Below are 17,320 nucleotides of genomic sequence, written 5' to 3'. Positions count from 1 at the left end.
CTTCGATGCGTTACGGAGGAAGCGTGATTTCTCAAGAGCTTGAAGTCAGCCTTCATATGGCTTTCGTCGAGGCCCGTTCGGCCCGGCACGAATTTATTACCGTTGAGCACCTGCTTTTGGCGTTGCTCGACAACGCTTCGGCGGTTGAAGTCCTGCGCGCATGCGCTGCGAATCTTGACGACTTGCGCCGCAATCTGCGCCAGTTCGTATCGGAAAACACGCCGGTAATCCCCAGCGGCGCTGAAGTCGATACGCAACCGACGTTGGGTTTCCAGCGCGTCATTCAGCGCGCGATCATGCATGTTTCCGCTGGCGGTACGGGCAAGAAGCCCGTTACGGGCGCAAACGTGCTGGTGGCCATTTTCGGCGAAAAGGACTCGCATGCCGTTTACTACCTGCAGCAGCAGGGCGTGACGCGGCTGGACGTCGTCAATTTCCTGTCCCATGGCATTACCAAACAGCCGCAGGTGGAGTCCGCCGCCGTGCAGAAAGAGCAACAGCCCAATGGTGAAGAGCAGGGCGATTCGCGTCAATCGCCGCTGGACCAATACGCCACCGACCTGAACGCCGCCGCGCTCGCGGGCCGCATCGATCCCCTGATCGGTCGCGAGCACGAAGTCGAACGCGTCATTCAGGTGCTGTGCCGCCGCCGCAAGAACAACCCGCTGCTGGTGGGCGAAGCCGGCGTGGGCAAGACCGCCATCGCCGAAGGCCTGGCCTGGCGCATCACGCGCGGCGAGGTTCCCGAAATCCTGCAGGCCGCCCAGGTCTATTCGCTGGACATGGGCGCGCTGCTGGCCGGCACCAAGTACCGCGGTGACTTCGAACAGCGCCTGAAAGGCGTGCTCAAGCAGATCCGCGGGAATCCCGACGCGATCCTGTTCATCGATGAAATCCATACGCTGATCGGCGCCGGTTCGGCGTCGGGCGGCACGCTGGACGCATCCAACCTGCTCAAGCCGGCGCTGTCGTCGGGGCAGCTTAAGTGCATCGGCGCCACTACCTATACGGAATACCGCGGCGTCTTCGAAAAAGACCACGCGCTGTCGCGCCGGTTCCAGAAGATCGACGTGCCCGAGCCCAGCATCGAACAGACCGTGCAAATTCTGCGCGGCCTGAAGAGCCGCTTCGAAGAGCACCACAGCGTGCGCTATTCGGCCGCGGCGCTGTCGGCCGCTGCTGAACTGTCGGCGCGCTTCATCAATGACCGCCATCTGCCGGACAAGGCGATCGACGTGATCGACGAGGCTGGCGCCGCGCAGCGTCTGCTGCCGCGTTCCCGCCAGAAGAAGGTCATCGGCAAGGTCGACATCGAAAACATCGTCTCCAAGATCGCGCGCATTCCGCCGCAGTCCGTCTCCAACGACGACCGCAGCAAGCTCGCCACCCTGGACCGCGACCTGAAAACCGTCGTGTTTGGCCAGGACGGCGCCATCGATGCGCTGTCCGCCGCCATCAAGATGGCGCGTTCGGGCCTGGGCAAGCCGGAAAAGCCGATCGGCGCCTTCCTTCTGTCGGGTCCCACCGGCGTGGGCAAGACGGAAGTTGCTCGTCAGCTGGCCTTCACGCTGGGCGTGGAGCTGCTGCGCTTCGACATGTCGGAATACATGGAACGCCACGCGGTATCGCGCCTGATCGGCGCCCCGCCGGGATACGTGGGGTTCGACCAGGGCGGCCTGCTCACTGAAGCCATCACCAAGCAGCCGCACTGCGTGCTGCTGCTCGATGAAATCGAAAAGGCGCACCCGGATGTCTTCAACATCCTGCTGCAGGTCATGGACCACGGCACGCTGACCGACAATAACGGCCGCAAGGCAGACTTCCGCAACGTCATCCTCATCATGACGACCAACGCGGGCGCCGAGACTCTGAACCGTCCGTCGATCGGTTTCGCGAATTCGCGCATGGTGGGCGACGAAATGGCGGAAATCCGCCGCATGTTCACCCCCGAGTTCCGCAATCGCCTGGACGCGATCATCCCGTTCGCCGCGCTGAACCACGAAGTCATCATGCGCGTGGTGGACAAGTTCCTCATGCAACTCGAAGACCAGTTGCACGAGCGTCGCGTGGAAGCCGTATTCACCTCGCGCCTTCGTGAACACCTTGCCAAGGAGGGGTTCGATCCGCTCATGGGCGCGCGTCCAATGCAACGCCTTATCCAGGACACCATTCGGCGCGCGCTGGCCGACGAGCTGCTGTTCGGCAAGCTCGTCGACGGTGGCTCGGTCACGGTGGATCTGGACGAGTCGGGCAAGGTTACGCTGGACTTTGACGATAGCGGCAAGCCGCCTTCGTCGGACGCGCCTGACAAGCAGGAAGTCGAACTCGTCGATTGATGACAGCGGAACGCCAGCCGCTGATCGAGTGCGAGCACTGCGCAAGCATCTATCGCCGACATCAGCTCGAACCTGGAGAGACCGCCAATTGCGCCCGCTGCGGCACCACACTGTGGCGCTACAGCGGGCTTACTTTGTCCAATTGGCTGGCGCTCGCCATCACTGCCCTGATCGTCTTCGGGGTGGCCAACGCCTATCCTGTTGCGTCCATGTCCGTGCAGGGCATGGTGCAGCAGGCCTCCCTGCTTGACGCGATTTCCATCACCTGGCGCCAGGGGCACTGGGTGGTCGCCATCATGACCGGCCTGGCCGGTTTCGTGCTGCCGCTTCTTCAGCTCTCCGTGCTGCTCTGGGTGCTTGGCCCTTTGTCCCAGGGTCGCGAGCCGGTGGGTTTTCACGGTGCGATGCGCCTTCTGGGCGGCTTGCGGCCGTGGTGCATGGTGCCAGTGTTCCTGTTGGGCGTGCTGGTGGCGGTGGTCAAGCTGGCGGGCATGGCGGCGGTGTCCCCGGGTATCGGGCTGGCCGCGTTTGGCATCCTGACCATCTTTCTCACCATCCTGGGCCGATTGTCGCCGCACGTCCTGTGGCGCTACGCCGAAAGCGTCAAGGTGGTACCCGTGCACGTGCCTGAAGGTGGTCCGGACGTGGTGCTGACCGGTTGCCACATCTGTGGCCAGGTGCAGGCCTTGCCGCGCGACGCCGATCCCGAGGAACACCATCACTGCGTGCGCTGCGATGCGCAGGTGCATTACCGCAAGCCCGATCACGTGGCCCGAACCTGGGCGCTGCTGCTCGCCGCCGTGGTTTTCTACATCCCCGCCAACGTGCTGCCGGTCATGAACGTCAGTTCGTTGCTGGGCGACAGCGCGCACACCATTCTTGGCGGCGTCGTCGAACTCTGGGAAATGGGATCCTGGGACATCGCGCTGATCGTGTTCATCGCCAGCGTCGCGGTGCCGCTGACCAAGCTGCTTGCGCTTATTCTGTTGCTGCTGACCGAGCAATGGCGCAGCACGACCAATTTGCGTCCGCGGACGCGCTTGTACCAGATGGTGGAATTCATCGGCCAGTGGTCGATGCTGGATGTATTTGTCGTTATATTGCTGGCGGCCCTGGCCGATTTTCAGGGCCTGATGGAAATCAGCGCCGGCGCGGGCGCCGCGGCCTTTGGCGTCGTCGTCATCCTGACCATGCTGGCGGCGATGAGCTTCGACCTACGCCGTAGCTGGGACCTGGAAGGGCAAAGTGAAATTGAATCAGCGCCGGTGCATGCACGGCGTTCGCCGGCGCCGGTGGCCGGCAAGGAAGTGGGCTAGGAAAGGCCTTCAGCCGTTGTTTTCCGCTCAAAAAGGAAGAGTAGATGTCCGAGCAAGCACCCGGATCTGGTGAAGAGAAGTTTGCGTCACCCGCAATCTCGCGCAAGAAAAAAAGCCGGATCTCCTGGATATGGCTGGTGCCGGTGGTGGCCGCGTTGATGGGGCTGTCGCTGGTTGTGCGCACCTGGATGCAGGCGGGTCCCGAGATATCCATCTCGTTCAACACCGCCGAAGGGCTTGAGGTCGGCAAGACCCAGCTTCGCTACAAGGACGTGAACATCGGCACGGTCAAGTCCATCGGCTTCAATTCGGACCGTAGCAAAGTGGTCGTGCAGGCCGCTTTGGCCAAGGAAGTCGCCGACCTGGCGCGTGAGGGCACCAATTTCTGGGTGGTGCGGCCACGACTGGATGTCAGCGGTGTATCGGGCCTGGGCACGCTGCTGTCGGGCGCCTACATCGGCGTGGACGCCGTCGACAGTAAAGACGGCAGCACCCGGGCCACCAAGCTCAGCTTCGAGGGGCTCGAGATTCCGCCTGCCGTCACGCATGACCGCGCCGGCAAACGCTTCAAGCTGAAGGCCTCCGATCTGGGCTCGCTGGATATCGGCTCGCCGGTCTATTTCCGCCGGATCAATGTGGGCCGCGTGATCGGCTACGCGCTGGACCAGAACGGCAGCGCGGTGAATGTCGAAGTATTCGTGGATGCGCCGAATGACAAGTTCGTCACGAACGGCACGCGCTTCTGGAATGCCAGCGGCGTGGACTTCAGTGTCAATGCCGACGGGTTGAAAGTGCGCACCCAGTCCCTCGTGTCCATGGCGGTGGGGGGCGTGGCCTTCCAACCGGTGCAGACTGCCCGGGACGGCGGAACGCCCGCGGCGGCCGACACCAATTTCGACCTGTACGCCACCGAAGCCGCCGCCAAGGCGAACCCTGATGGCGAAGCCTTCCCGATCCGCATGCGCTTTGACCAGTCGATCCGTGGCCTGGCGGTTGGCGCACCGATCGACTTCAACGGCATCACGCTGGGCGACGTCACGCAGATCACGTTGGACTTCGATCCCGTTTCCAAACGCTTTTACTCGCTGGTGGACGCCACGCTGTATCCGGAACGCCTGGGCCGCGTATATGAAGAAGTCCGCGAACGCGCGCTGAAGGATGGCGATGTCGCGGGCGGCCGGCTGCTGGGCGTCATGATCAGGCATGGCCTGCGCGCGCAACTGCGCACGGCCAATCTGCTTACGGGCCAGTTGTACGTCGTGCTGGACGATTTCCCGAACGCCAAGCCGGTTGAATTCCAGATGTCCGAACCCGCCATGATTCCAACGGTGCCGGGCAACCTGGATCAATTGCAGCAGCAAGTCACCAATATCGTTGCGAAGATCGAAAAGATCCCGTTCGACAAGATCGGCGAAGACTTGCGAGCCACCCTGGCCAGCACGTCCAAGCTGATGACCCGCCTGGACAAGCAGGTGGCGCCGGAAGCGCAGAAGATGCTGAAGCAGGCCAAGGACTCGATGGCGAACATCAATTCGCTGCTGGCGTCCGACGCGTCGCTGCCGGTCAACACGGAACGCGCAATGCAGGAACTGAGCCGCGCCGCGCGTTCATTGCGCGCGCTGGCCGACTTCCTGCAATCCAACCCCGAAGCCCTGCTGCGTGGCAGAGGCGATGACCCCATCCCGGGCGCCGGCCCAGTCAGGAACTAGACGCTCATGAAAAGCCGAGTCTCACGCTACGCAACCCCGTCCCGCAAGGATCGCGCCTTGCCGAGCCGACGCGCTGCCCTGGCGGTGCTGGCGCTATCCGGCGCGCTTGCGGCCTGCGGATCGTCGCCGCCGGTCAACTACTACACGCTGCAGATCCCCACGCCTTTGCAGGCGCCCGGCGCGGCGCCAGCCTCCGCCTCGTTCCTGATCGAAGTGCAGCCCGTCACGCTTTCCACGCAGGCCGACCAGCCGCAGCTCATGGTGCGGACGGGCGACGGCAGCATATCGGCGCTGTATTCCGAACGCTGGAGCTCGCCGCTGGGCGACGAGCTGCGCAATGCCTTGTCCGATGCGCTCACGCGCGAGCTTGGCGCCCTGGATGTGCAGACCGTGAAGCCGGGGCCGGACGCGCCCGTCTGGCGTGTGCAGACCGACGTTCAACGATTTGAACTCGTCTCGGGCAGCATGGGGCAGCTGGACGCGACGTGGCGGGTGCGGCCGGTCAATACAAAAGGGGCGGGCGTGCTGTGCCGCAGTGTTGTCACGGAATCTGTCCCCGACACTGCGGTTGGCAGCCTGATCGCTGCGCAGCAGCGGGCGGTGGTGAGCCTCGCCGGGGTCATGGCGTCCGCCATCCGCGGCCAGGCGCCCACCGGATCCGCGTCGGTACAGATGATGGGATGTTCCGCGTTGAAGGGGTAAGCCGGCCGGGATGGCGGACAAAAACTTCACGATCTCAAGCGGTTAACCGGGGTTCGACTTAGGGTTAACCTTAATACAAACGCGGTTGCAACCTGTCTAGCATACGGTCCTACCCATACTGGGTTTCGTTCGAGCCCAGTTACACCTTTGCCATGCGACAGGAAGCAATCTCTTATGGCCAGCACGACTCTCGGCGTCAAAGTCGATGACGCACTCCGCGACCGCCTGAAGGCCGCCGCTCTCAAGCTCAATTGCACGCCGCACTGGCTGCACAAGCAGGCGATCCTTTCCTATCTGGACAAGATCGAGCGCGGCCACCTTCCCGCCGAGATGTCCCATCTGGGCGCCGATACCGCTGGCGAGGACGATGCGGCCGAAGCCCATGCGGCGCCCACGCCGCCGTTCTACGAATTCGGCCAGGACGTGCAACCGCAATCGGTGCTGCGTGCGGCCATTACCGCCGCCTACCGGCGCCCCGAGCCGGAGTGCGTGCCGTTGCTGCTGGGCCAGGCCCGCGTGCCCAACCTGGAAAAGGTGCACGCCATGGCTGCCGGCCTGGTCAAGAAGTTGCGCGGCAAGCGCAGCGGCGGCGGCGTGGAAGGACTGATTCAGGAATTCTCGCTGTCCAGCCAGGAAGGCGTGGCGCTGATGTGCCTGGCCGAAGCGCTGCTGCGCATTCCTGACCGCGCCACGCGCGACGCGCTGATCCGCGACAAGGTGGCCCGCGGCGACTGGAAGTCGCACATGGGCGGTTCCCAATCCCTGTTCGTCAACGCCGCCACGTGGGGCCTGATGATCACCGGCAAGCTGGTGGCCGTAAGCAGCGAGCAATCGCTGTCCAAGGCGCTGACGCGCCTGATCGGCAAGGGCGGCGAGCCCCTGGTGCGCAAGGGCGTGAACATGGCCATGCGCATGATGGGCGAGCAGTTCGTGTCGGGCCAGACCATCTCCGAAGCGCTGGCCAACAACCGCAAGATGGAAGCTCGCGGCTTCCGCTATTCCTACGACATGCTGGGCGAAGCGGCCACCACGGCCGAGGACGCCGACCGCTACTACGCATCGTACGAACAGGCCATCCACGCCATCGGCAAGGCTGCCGCGGGCCGGGGCATCTACGAAGGTCCGGGCATTTCGATCAAGCTGTCCGCACTGCATCCCCGCTATTCGCGCGGCCAGCGCGAACGCGTGATGGCCGAACTGCTGCCGCGCGTGAAGGCGCTGACCATCCTGGCGCGCAGCTATGACATCGGCTTGAACATCGACGCCGAAGAGGCCGATCGCCTGGAGATCTCGCTGGATCTGCTGGAAGCGCTTTGCTTCACGCCCGAGCTCGAAGGCTGGAGCGGCATCGGCTTTGTCATCCAGGCCTATCAGAAGCGCGCGCCGTTCGTCATCGACTACGTGATCGATCTGGCCCGCCGCAGCCGGCACCGCGTGATGGTGCGCCTGGTGAAGGGCGCCTACTGGGACAGCGAAATCAAGCGCGCGCAGGTCGATGGGCTGGAAGGCTATCCGGTCTACACCCGCAAGCTGTACACGGACGTCGCCTACCTGGCCTGCGCCCGCAAGCTGCTGGCCGCGCCGGAAGCCGTATATCCGCAGTTCGCCACGCACAACGCCTACACGCTGGCCGCGGTCTATCAACTGGCCGGCCAGAACTACTATCCCGGCCAATACGAATTCCAATGCCTGCACGGCATGGGCGAACCGCTGTATGACGAAGTGGTCGGCGCGCTGGCGCAGGGCAAGCTCAACCGCCCCTGCCGTATCTACGCCCCGGTCGGCACGCATGAAACCCTGCTGGCCTACCTGGTGCGCCGCCTGCTGGAAAACGGCGCCAACACCTCGTTCGTGAACCTCATCGGCGATGAGACCATCCCGGTCGAGACCTTGGTGGCCGACCCGGTGGAAGCCGCGTCGCGCATCGTGCCCCTGGGCGCGCCGCACGAAAAGATTCCGCTACCGCGCGAGCTCTATGGCAATACGCAGGACGGCGCCCGCGCCAACTCGGCCGGCCTGGATCTCAGCAACGAACATCGACTGGGCTCGCTGTCCGCCGCGCTGCTTGCCAGCGCCGGCACGCCGTGGCGCGCCGGACCCATGCTGGGCGAAGACGGCGAGGCCTGGGATGCCTCGCGCGCCATCGAAGTGCGCAACCCCGCCAATCTGCGTGACGTGGTGGGTCATGTCATCGAGGCCCAATCCGGCGACGTCGAAGTCGCGCTGCGTTCGGCGGCCAATGCCGCGCCGATCTGGCAGTCCACCCCCGTGGCCGAGCGCGCCCAGTGCCTGCGCCGCGCCGCCCAGCTGCTGGAAGAGCAGATGCAGACCCTCCTGGGCCTCATCGTGCGCGAAGCCGGCAAGTCGCTGCCCAATGCCATCGCCGAAGTCCGCGAAGCCGTGGATTTCCTGCGCTATTACGCGGACCAGGCCGAGCAGGAATTCAGCAACGATACCCATCGCCCGCTGGGCACCGTGCTGTGCATCAGCCCCTGGAACTTCCCGCTGGCCATCTTTACCGGCCAGGTCGCGGCCGCGCTGGCCGCGGGCAATACCGTCGTGGCCAAGCCGGCCGAGCAGACGCCGCTGATCGCGGCGCAGGCCGTCGCCATCCTGCGCGCGGCCGGCGTGCCGGCCGGTGCGGTTCAACTGCTGCCGGGCCGAGGCGAAACCGTGGGCGCCCAGCTTGTGTCCGACCCTGCCGTGCGCGGCGTGATGTTCACCGGGTCCACCGACGTGGCCCGCATCATCGCGCGCACCCTGGCCGACCGCCTGGACGACAACGGCCACACCATTCCGCTGATCGCCGAAACGGGCGGCCAGAATGCGATGGTGGTGGATTCGTCGGCCCTGTCCGAACAAGTGGTGTTCGACGTGCTCAGCTCGGCCTTCGATTCGGCCGGCCAGCGCTGCTCGGCGCTGCGCGTCCTGTGCGTGCAGGACGACAACGCCGACCACGTGCTGACGATGCTGCGCGGCGCGATGCGCGAGCTCGCCGTGGGCAACCCGGACCGCCTCTCGGTGGACGTGGGCCCCGTCATCGACACCGAGGCCCGCAACGGCATCCAGCGTCACATCGAAACGATGCGCACGGCAGGCCATCGCGTGGACCAGGTCGAACTGAACGGGGAATGCCGCCATGGCACCTTCGTGCCGCCGACCATCATCGAAATCGACGACGTCAGCGAACTCACCCGCGAGGTCTTCGGGCCGGTGCTGCACGTGGTGCGCTACAAGCGCGACGGGCTCGACGCGCTGCTCGAGGCGATCAACGGCACCGGCTATGGCCTGACCTTCGGCGTCCATACCCGAATCGATGAAACCATCGCCCATGTGACGGGCCAGGTGCATGCCGGCAACGTGTACGTCAACCGCAACATCGTCGGCGCCGTGGTGGGCGTGCAGCCCTTCGGCGGCGAATGCCTGTCCGGCACGGGTCCCAAGGCGGGTGGTCCGCTGTACATGTACCGTCTGCTGGGCACGCGCCCGGCGGGCCTGCCGCCGGCCCTGGATGCCGCCGCGCCGCTGCCGCAGCGCATCGCGCTGCCCGGCCCCACCGGCGAGACCAATACGTACATGGTCGAACCGCGCGGCGCCGTCTATTGCGTCGCTGCGACCGACGCAGGCGCGCGTGCGCAGTGGTCGGTCGCCAAGCTGACCGGCAACCACGCATGGTTCGCGGACACGCCGGCGGCCCAGGCGCTGCTGTCGACCCTGGACGCCGAACAGCAGGGGCAGGCGGGCATCCTGGCGGATGCCGAAGTCGACCATGCTGACTTCCAGGCGGTGCTGTTCGAAGGCGACGGCGACGCGCTGCGCGCGCTGAATCAGCGCATCGCCCAGCGTCCGGGCGCCATCCTGGCGGTTCATGGCCTGACCTCCGACGCCTTGGCGGCGGGCGCCAGCTATGTGCCAGAACGCCTCTTGACCGAACGTTCCGTCAGCGTGAATACGGCAGCGGCCGGCGGCAACGCCAGCCTCATGACCATCGGTTGAGCGTGACCAAGGGGTAACCCTTGGCCACCCAAGGGTTATCTCCAATATCGGGCTAGGTTGCACTGGAACGAAAATCCGGTCGCACCTCTGGCCTGGCAGTCGCAATCCGGCTGCCAGGCTACTGCAGAAAATGCATGCGCGGCACCTGGCAATCACCAGGGCCGCGGTAGTGTAATAAGCAAAAGCCTGGCTAAAAGCTCAGGTATAACAAGGCCTTAAGTCCGACATTCGGAGGATACCCCCATGAAGTTCCGCACCACTTTGAAGCTTCTTGCCGCCAGCATCGCCGCCGCTGGCATGACCGCCGCCGCTCAGGCCGCCGACATCAAGTTCGGCTTTGCCGCGCCGCTGACGGGCCCGCAATCGCACTACGGCGAGGACATGCAAAACGGCCTGAACCTGGCCCTGGAAGAAGCCAACAAGAAGGGCATCAAGGTCGACGGACAGCCGGCCAAGTTCGTGCTGGTGTCGCGCGACGACCAGGCCGACCCGCGCGTGGGCGTGCAGGTGGCCCAGCAGCTCGTGGACCAGGACGTCGTGGGTATCCTCGGGCACTTCAATTCCGGCACCACCATTCCGGCGTCGCGCGTCTACCATGAAGCCGGCCTGCCGCAGATCGCCATGGCGACGTCGCCCGAATACACCAAGCAAGGCTACGAAACCACGTTCCGCATGATGACCAGCGACACCCAGCAGGGGGCCGCGGTCGGCAAGTTCATGGTGGAAAACCTGAAGGCCAAGAAGGTCGCGATCATCGACGACCGCACCGCCTACGGCCAGGGCTTGGCCGATGAGGTCGAAAAGGCCGTCAAGGCCGCAGGCGGCCAGGTCGTGCGCCGCGAATACACCACCGACAAGGCCAACGACTTCACGGCCATCCTGACCAACATCAAGGGTTCCGCGCCCGACGCCATTTTCTACGGCGGCCTGGACGCGCAATCGGGCCCGATGAAGCGCCAGCTGGCCACGCTGGGGCTGAAGGCGCCGCTGGTGTCGGGCGAAATGACGCGTAGCGACACCTTCATCAAGCTGGCGGGCGACGCCGCGGACGGCACCTATGCCTCGCTGGCCGGCGTGCCGCTGGACAAGATGGCCGCGGGCAAGGACTTCGAGCAGCGCTACCAGGCCCGCTTCAAGAAGGCTCCCGGCGTGTACGCGCCGTATGCCTACGACGGCGCGTGGAACATGATCACCGCCATCGAACAGGCCGGTTCCGCTAAACCCGAAAAGTACTTGCCGGCACTGGCCAAGCTGAACCGCAAGGGCGCCACCAGCGAGCATATCTCGTATGACGACAAGGGCGACCTGAAGGAAATTTCCGTCACCATCTACGAAGTCAAGAACGGCAAGTGGGAGATGGTTGAAACGATGGTCAGCCAGGCCAACTAAGTTGTCCTGAACGCGGGCGGAACCTGGCAGCGCCACGGTCCGCCCGATCTGTCCGCAGGCGCCGTCCGGCGCCGCGGCGCGCTGACGCCAGGCCAGGCCTTTGCGCCCTGGCCCGCGTCACACGCGATTTTTCCAGGCTTAATGCAGCGGGCCCTATGGATATCTTCATTCAACAACTGATTAACGGCGTCACGCTAGGCAGCGTGTACGCCTTGGTCGCCCTGGGCTACACCATGGTGTACGGCATCATCGGGCTGATCAACTTCGCGCATGGCGACGTCGTCATGATCGGCGCAATGGCGGCGACGACCGTGGCCATTTCGCTGGTGGGCGGCGATCCCAACGTCTCGGCGTTCGTGGTGCTTGGCGTGGGCCTTCTGGTCTCGGTGCCGCTGTGCATGGCGGTGGGCTGGACGGCCGAGCGCGTGGCCTACCGGCCGCTGCGTCGCGCGCCCCGCCTGGCGGCCCTGATCACCGCCATCGGCGTGTCGATCATCCTGCAGAACGTGGCGATGATGGGCTGGGGCCGCAACTACCTGAACTTCCCGCAAGTGCTGTCGCCCCAGGTGTTCGAGTTCGCCGGCGCGCGCATGAGCACGCTGCAGATCGCCATCGTGGTGATCGCGGCGCTGATCATGGGCGGGCTGCTGGCCGTGGTGCACAAGACGCGGCTGGGCACGGCGATGCGCGCGACCGCGCAGAACCGCGAGGTGGCGGGCCTGATGGGCGTGAACATCAACACCGTGATTTCCGCGGCGTTCCTGATCGGGTCGGCGCTGGCCGCCGTGGCCGGCATGATGGTCACCACCTATTACGGCGTGTCCCAATACACCATGGGCTTCATGTTGGGGCTCAAGGCCTTCACGGCCGCGGTGCTGGGCGGCATCGGCAACCTGGTCGGCGCGATGGCGGGCGGGCTGCTGCTCGGCATCATCGAGTCCCTGGGCGCCGGCTATATCGGCGACCTGACGGGCGGTTTCCTGGGCAGCCATTACCAGGATGTGTTCGCGTTCTTCGTGCTGGTGCTGGTGCTGATCTTCCGTCCGTCCGGCCTGCTGGGCGAACGCGTGGGAGACCGCGCATGAACCCCCAACTGAAAAAGAGCGGGTTCTCCACCCGCAACCTGATCGGCATCGCCCTCATCGGCGTGGTGCTGGCGGTGTTGCCCTTCGTGATCGGCATGGCCGGCCAGAGCTGGGTCCGGATCCTGAACTTCGCATTGCTGTACGTGATGCTGTCGCTAGGTCTGAACATCGTGGTGGGCTTCGCCGGCCTGCTGGACCTGGGCTACATCGCGTTCTATGCCGTGGGCGCCTATACCTGGGCGCTGCTGGCGTCGCCGCACTTCGGGCTGCACCTGCCGTTCTGGGCGATCCTTCCGATCGCGCTGGGGGTGGCGTGCCTCTTCGGCGTGCTGCTGGGCGCGCCGACATTGAAGCTGAGGGGCGACTACCTGGCGATCGTGACGCTGGGGTTCGGCGAGATCATCCGCATCTTCCTGAACAACCTGAACGCGCCCATCAACATCACCAACGGGCCGCAGGGCATCAACCGGATCGACACCTTCAAGGTGGGCGAGTTTGCGTTTGGGCGCGCCCAGAACTTGATGGGCATCCGCTTCACCGGGCCGGAAAAATACTACTACCTGCTGCTGGCGCTGACGCTGATCATCATCGTGGTCTGCGTGCGCCTGCAGAATTCCCGCATCGGCCGCGCGTGGGAAGCCATTCGCGAAGACGAGATCGCCGCCAAGGCGATGGGCATCAACACCCGCAACGTCAAACTGCTGGCGTTCGCCATGGGCGCGTCCTTCGGCGGCGTGGCGGGGGCGCTCTTCGCATCCATGCAGGGATTCGTCAGTCCCGAGAGCTTCTCGCTGATGGAATCCATCTCGATCCTGTGCATGGTCGTGCTGGGCGGCATGGGTCACATTCCGGGCGTCATACTGGGCGCGCTGATCCTGGCCGCCTTGCCCGAATTCCTGCGCGCAGTGGTCGAACCCGTGCAGCACATGCTGTTCGGCGCCGTGGTGCTGGATCCCGAAGGCATCCGCATGCTGCTGTTCGGCCTGGCCATGGTGTGCGTCATGCTGTTCCGTCCGGCCGGCCTGTGGCCGTCGGCGGTGCGCAAGCGCGAACTCGCAACCAAGACCCAGGGAGGCGCGGCATGAGCAAACTGCTGCAAGCCCAGGGATTGGGCAAGCGCTTCGGCGGCCTGCAGGCGTTGTCGGGCGTCAGCTTCGACATCGAGCAGGGTGAGATCTACGGCCTGATCGGCCCCAATGGCGCCGGCAAGACCACGCTGTTCAATGTGCTGACCGGGCTGTACATCCCGGAAGAGGGCTCCTGCACGTTCAATGGGGAATCCATGACGGGCAAGAAGCCGCACGAGGTCGCATTCGCAGGCCTGGCGCGCACCTTCCAGAACATCCGGCTCTTCGCCAACCTGAGCGCGATCGAGAACGTGATGATCGGACGCCACATGCGCACCCGCGCGGGCGTGCTGGGCGCCGTGCTGCGCACGCGGGCCACCCGCGCCGAAGAGGCCGCCATCGAAGCGCGGGCGCAAGAGCTGCTGGACTACGTGGGCATCGGCCATCGCGCCAACGACGTCGCGCGTTCGCTGCCGTATGGCGACCAGCGGCGCCTTGAAATCGCCCGCGCGCTGGCGACGGACCCGAAGCTGCTGGCGCTGGACGAACCCGCCGCCGGCATGAACGCGTCGGAAACGGTCGTGCTGCGCAAGTTGGTCGAGAAGATCCGCGCGGACGGCGTGACGGTGCTGCTGATCGAACATGACATGAAGCTGGTCATGGGCCTGTGCGATCGCGTGCTGGTGCTGGAATACGGGAAGGTGCTGGCGATGGGCAAGCCCGCCCAGGTGCAGCGCGATCCCAAGGTCATTGAGGCGTACCTGGGGGCGGGGGCTGCCCAGGATCCGCTCATCCACAACGAGGGTCAGGCAACATGACGGCATCCCAACCCCTATTGGAACTGCGCGGGCTACAGGTGTCGTATGGCGGCATCCGCGCGGTGCGCGGCACCGACCTGCGGGTGGACGAAGGTGAACTCGTCTGCCTGATCGGCGCGAACGGCGCCGGCAAGAGCACGACGCTGCGCGCCATCTGCGGCCTGGTGCCGCTGGCCGGCGGCGAGATCGTCTACGCGGGGCAATCGATCGGCGGCCAGAAGTCGCATGAGCTGGTCCGCAAGGGCCTGGTCATGGTGCCCGAAGGCCGCGGCATCTTCGGTCAGCTCACGATCGAGGAAAACCTCGCGATGGGCGGCTACATCCGCCGCGACGCGGCGCACATCCGGCAGGACACCGATCGCGTCTTCACGCTGTTTCCGCGCCTGGCGGAACGCCGCAAGCAGGCCGCCGGCACGCTGTCGGGCGGCGAACAGCAGATGGTGGCCATGGGCCGCGCCATGATCGCGCGTCCCAGGCTGCTGCTGCTCGACGAACCCTCGATGGGCCTTGCGCCCCTGATGGTGGAGAAGGTGTTCGACGTGGTGCGCACCATCGCCAGCGAAGGCGTGACGATCCTGCTGATCGAGCAGAACGCGCGGCTGGCGCTGGAGAACAGCCATCGCGGCTACGTGATGGAATCCGGCGAGATCATCTTGTCCGGTCCCGCGCGCGACATGCTGCATGATCCCAAGGTGCGCGCGGCGTACCTGGGCGAAGTGGAGTAAGCGGGCAGTACGCAAGGCGGCGCCCGCCTTGCGTACTTCCTCTCGTCAAGCCTGGACGGGTTCGCGGTCCACGGCCGCGACCACGCCGGCGCCGATCAGGGCGTCGATCTCTTCTTTCCCATACCCGAACTCACCCAGGATCGCGATGGAATCCTCGCCCAGCCGCGGCGCGGCGCGATGGTAGCGGGCGGGCGTGGCGGACAATTTCACGGGCATGCCCACGGTGCGAACCTTGCCCGCCACGGGATGATCCTGTTCCACCACCATCTCACGCGCGAGCGTCTGCGGGTGCGACAACGCCTGCGCGATCGAGTGCACCGGGCCGGCCGGAACGCCTGCGGCATCGAAGATGTCCAGCCATTCCTCTGCGTCGCGGGTTTTCAGGATCGCGGAGATCTCCTCGACCAATTCGTCGCGGTTCTGCATGCGGTCGCGATTGCGCGCGAAGCGTGGGTCTTCGGCCCATTCCGGCCTGCCCAGCGCCTGCGCGATGCGCTGCCAATTCTTTTCGTTGGCCCCGCCGATGATAATCCAGTCGGTGCGGGTGGGAAACGCCTGGTAGGGCGCGCTCAGCACGTGCGCCGATCCCGTCGGGCCGGGCGATACGCCGCTGCCGAAATAGATGGCGGCATGCCAGTAGAGCTGCTGCAGGCTGGCTTCCAGCAGCGAGGTCTCGACGATCTGTCCTTCGCCGGTGCGCTGCTTGTGCTGGTACGCCGCCAGCACGCCGAACGCCGCGAGCAGGCCGGCATTGATGTCGGCCACGGAATTGCCGGTGCGCAGGGGCGGCCCGCCGGGCTCGCCGGTGATGGCCATCAGGCCCGAGAACCCCTGCGCCACCAGGTCGAAACCGCCCTTGTCGGCATAGGGTCCCGTCGTGCCGTAGCCTGATACGGCGCAATAGATCAGGCCCGGATTCACCTCGCGCAGCGTGTCGTACCCCAGTCCCAGCTTCTCCATCGTGCCCTTGCGGAAATTTTCGGTGACCACGTCGGCGTCGCGGATCATGCGCAAGAGGACCTTCTTGCCCTCGGGATGCTTCAGGTCCAGCGCGATGGCGCGCTTGTTGCGGTTGAGCATGAGGTACGGCGCCGAAATGCCGTTGATCTGCGGATCGCGATACTGGCGCGAATCGTCGCCTCCATCGATCTTCTCGACCTTGATCACGTCGGCGCCCAGGTCGGCGAGCATCATGCCGCAGGTGGGGCCGGCCATGATCTGCGACAGCTCGATGACTCGCATGCCGGCGAGCGCGCCGGCGGGGGCATCGGATGAAGGGAAGGGCGGGCGGCCGGAGCCGCGATTGTCGTTGTGCATGCAAGTTCCTCGATCTGCGTTCAGCGGCCGCTGAATTGCGGTTTGGCCTTGGCCAGGAAGGCGCGGTAGCCGGCGCGAAAGTCCTCGGTGTCGAAGCAGTCGAACGCTTCGTCGCGGTCGGCGTCGGTCAGCGCCTGGCCCTGCACCAGATTGCGCACGAACTTCTTGTGCCAGCGGGCCACCAGCGGCGCGCCGTCGGCGATCCGGCGCGCGGTCGCTTGTGCCTCGGTTGCGACCTGGTCGTCCGCAACCACGCGCGTGACCACGCCCAGTCGCAAGGCTTCGGCGGCATCGAATATCGAGCCTTCCAGCAGCACTTGCAGCGCCACGGTGGGACCGACCAGCCGCACCAGCGGGGCCAGCTCCGAGTACGACATCACCAGGCCCAGATTCTTGATGGGTACGCCAAACCGCGAGCTTTCGCCGCAGATTCGCACGTCGGCCAGGCTGGCGATCTCCAGCCCGCCGCCCACGCAGATGCCGTGGATTTGCGCGACCACGGGGTGGCGGCAGTTGCCGATCGCCTCGATCGTGCGGCGCATGACGGCGCCATATTCCACCGCCTGCCGCTTGTTGCTGCGCGCGGTTTCAAATTCGCTGATGTCGTTGCCGGGTGAAAAGGCCTTCTCGCCCGCGCCGCGCACCAACACGCAGCGCACGCCGTCGTCGCGGTCCAGCGCAAGAAAGGTGTCGCCAAGCAGGCGCCAGCCGTCGATGGTGAAGGCGTTGAGTTTTTCCGGACGGTTCAGCACCACGGTCGCGATGTCGCCGTCGCGCTCGAGCAGGATGGGCGAAGTGCCGGGGATGGAAGTAGCGCTCATAAGGTTCCTTTTGCATGCGCGGGGGAGGATCCCCCGCGA

Annotated in this window: 12 protein-coding genes; 10 read left to right on the top strand and 2 right to left on the bottom strand. The window is 65.4% G+C overall.

Annotated features, from left to right (window positions below):
• The first annotated feature begins 5 nt into the window (after positions 1 to 5).
• From clpA to RT614_RS16155, 10 genes are all read left to right on the top strand, one after another.
• Positions 6 to 2,336 carry an ATP-dependent Clp protease ATP-binding subunit ClpA gene (gene clpA, locus RT614_RS16200; RefSeq protein WP_409558481.1) on the top strand — a complete coding sequence of 777 codons (2,331 nt, stop codon included), beginning with the start codon at positions 6 to 8 and terminating at the stop codon, positions 2,334 to 2,336.
• Complete coding sequence (locus RT614_RS16195) at positions 2,336 to 3,652, top strand: PqiA/YebS family transporter subunit (RefSeq protein ID WP_313623139.1); 1,317 nt, start codon at positions 2,336 to 2,338, stop codon at positions 3,650 to 3,652. Before clpA ends, RT614_RS16195 begins: the two co-directional genes overlap by 1 nt.
• A 44-nt stretch (positions 3,653 to 3,696) precedes the next feature.
• Positions 3,697 to 5,361, top strand: coding sequence for an intermembrane transport protein PqiB (locus tag RT614_RS16190; RefSeq protein WP_313623138.1), 1,665 nt, complete (start codon positions 3,697 to 3,699; stop codon positions 5,359 to 5,361).
• A 57-nt stretch (positions 5,362 to 5,418) separates the two neighbouring features.
• Complete coding sequence (locus RT614_RS16185; RefSeq protein WP_313623137.1) at positions 5,419 to 6,063, top strand: PqiC family protein; 645 nt, start codon at positions 5,419 to 5,421, stop codon at positions 6,061 to 6,063.
• 174 nt (positions 6,064 to 6,237) lie between these two features.
• Entirely contained in the window at positions 6,238 to 10,059 is a 3,822-nt protein-coding gene (putA, locus tag RT614_RS16180) for a trifunctional transcriptional regulator/proline dehydrogenase/L-glutamate gamma-semialdehyde dehydrogenase (RefSeq protein WP_313623136.1), read from the top strand.
• Positions 10,060 to 10,302: 243 nt separating this feature from the next.
• Positions 10,303 to 11,448 (top strand): branched-chain amino acid ABC transporter substrate-binding protein, encoded by a 1,146-nt coding sequence (locus RT614_RS16175; protein WP_313623135.1) that lies wholly within the window; start codon positions 10,303 to 10,305, stop codon positions 11,446 to 11,448.
• A 155-nt stretch (positions 11,449 to 11,603) separates the two neighbouring features.
• Positions 11,604 to 12,533 carry a branched-chain amino acid ABC transporter permease gene (locus tag RT614_RS16170; protein WP_313623134.1) on the top strand — a complete coding sequence of 310 codons (930 nt, stop codon included), beginning with the start codon at positions 11,604 to 11,606 and terminating at the stop codon, positions 12,531 to 12,533.
• Entirely contained in the window at positions 12,530 to 13,618 is a 1,089-nt protein-coding gene (locus RT614_RS16165) for an ABC transporter permease subunit (RefSeq protein WP_313623133.1), read from the top strand. The genes RT614_RS16170 and RT614_RS16165 overlap by 4 nt, the downstream gene beginning before the upstream one ends.
• Positions 13,615 to 14,418, top strand: coding sequence for an ABC transporter ATP-binding protein (locus RT614_RS16160; protein ID WP_313623132.1), 804 nt, complete (start codon positions 13,615 to 13,617; stop codon positions 14,416 to 14,418). The genes RT614_RS16165 and RT614_RS16160 overlap by 4 nt, the downstream gene beginning before the upstream one ends.
• Positions 14,415 to 15,143 carry an ABC transporter ATP-binding protein gene (locus tag RT614_RS16155; protein ID WP_313623131.1) on the top strand — a complete coding sequence of 243 codons (729 nt, stop codon included), beginning with the start codon at positions 14,415 to 14,417 and terminating at the stop codon, positions 15,141 to 15,143. The genes RT614_RS16160 and RT614_RS16155 overlap by 4 nt, the downstream gene beginning before the upstream one ends.
• 45 nt (positions 15,144 to 15,188) lie before the next feature.
• Here the strand turns inward: RT614_RS16155 and RT614_RS16150 are convergent, their stop codons facing one another.
• Positions 15,189 to 16,460: a CoA transferase gene (locus RT614_RS16150; protein WP_313623130.1), complete on the bottom strand. Its 1,272-nt coding sequence runs from the start codon at positions 16,458 to 16,460 to the stop codon at positions 15,189 to 15,191.
• A gap of 20 nt (positions 16,461 to 16,480) precedes the next feature.
• Positions 16,481 to 17,281, bottom strand: a complete 801-nt coding sequence (locus tag RT614_RS16145) for an enoyl-CoA hydratase/isomerase family protein (RefSeq protein WP_313623129.1) — start codon at positions 17,279 to 17,281, stop codon at positions 16,481 to 16,483.
• Positions 17,282 to 17,320 lie beyond the last annotated feature (39 nt).

Origin of the sequence: Achromobacter sp., from assembly GCF_032102605.1 — a bacterium.
GTDB lineage: Bacteria > Pseudomonadota > Gammaproteobacteria > Burkholderiales > Burkholderiaceae_B > Achromobacter.
Note: the sequence above shows the minus strand (reverse complement) of the source record. Positions and strands in the feature narration are given on the sequence as shown.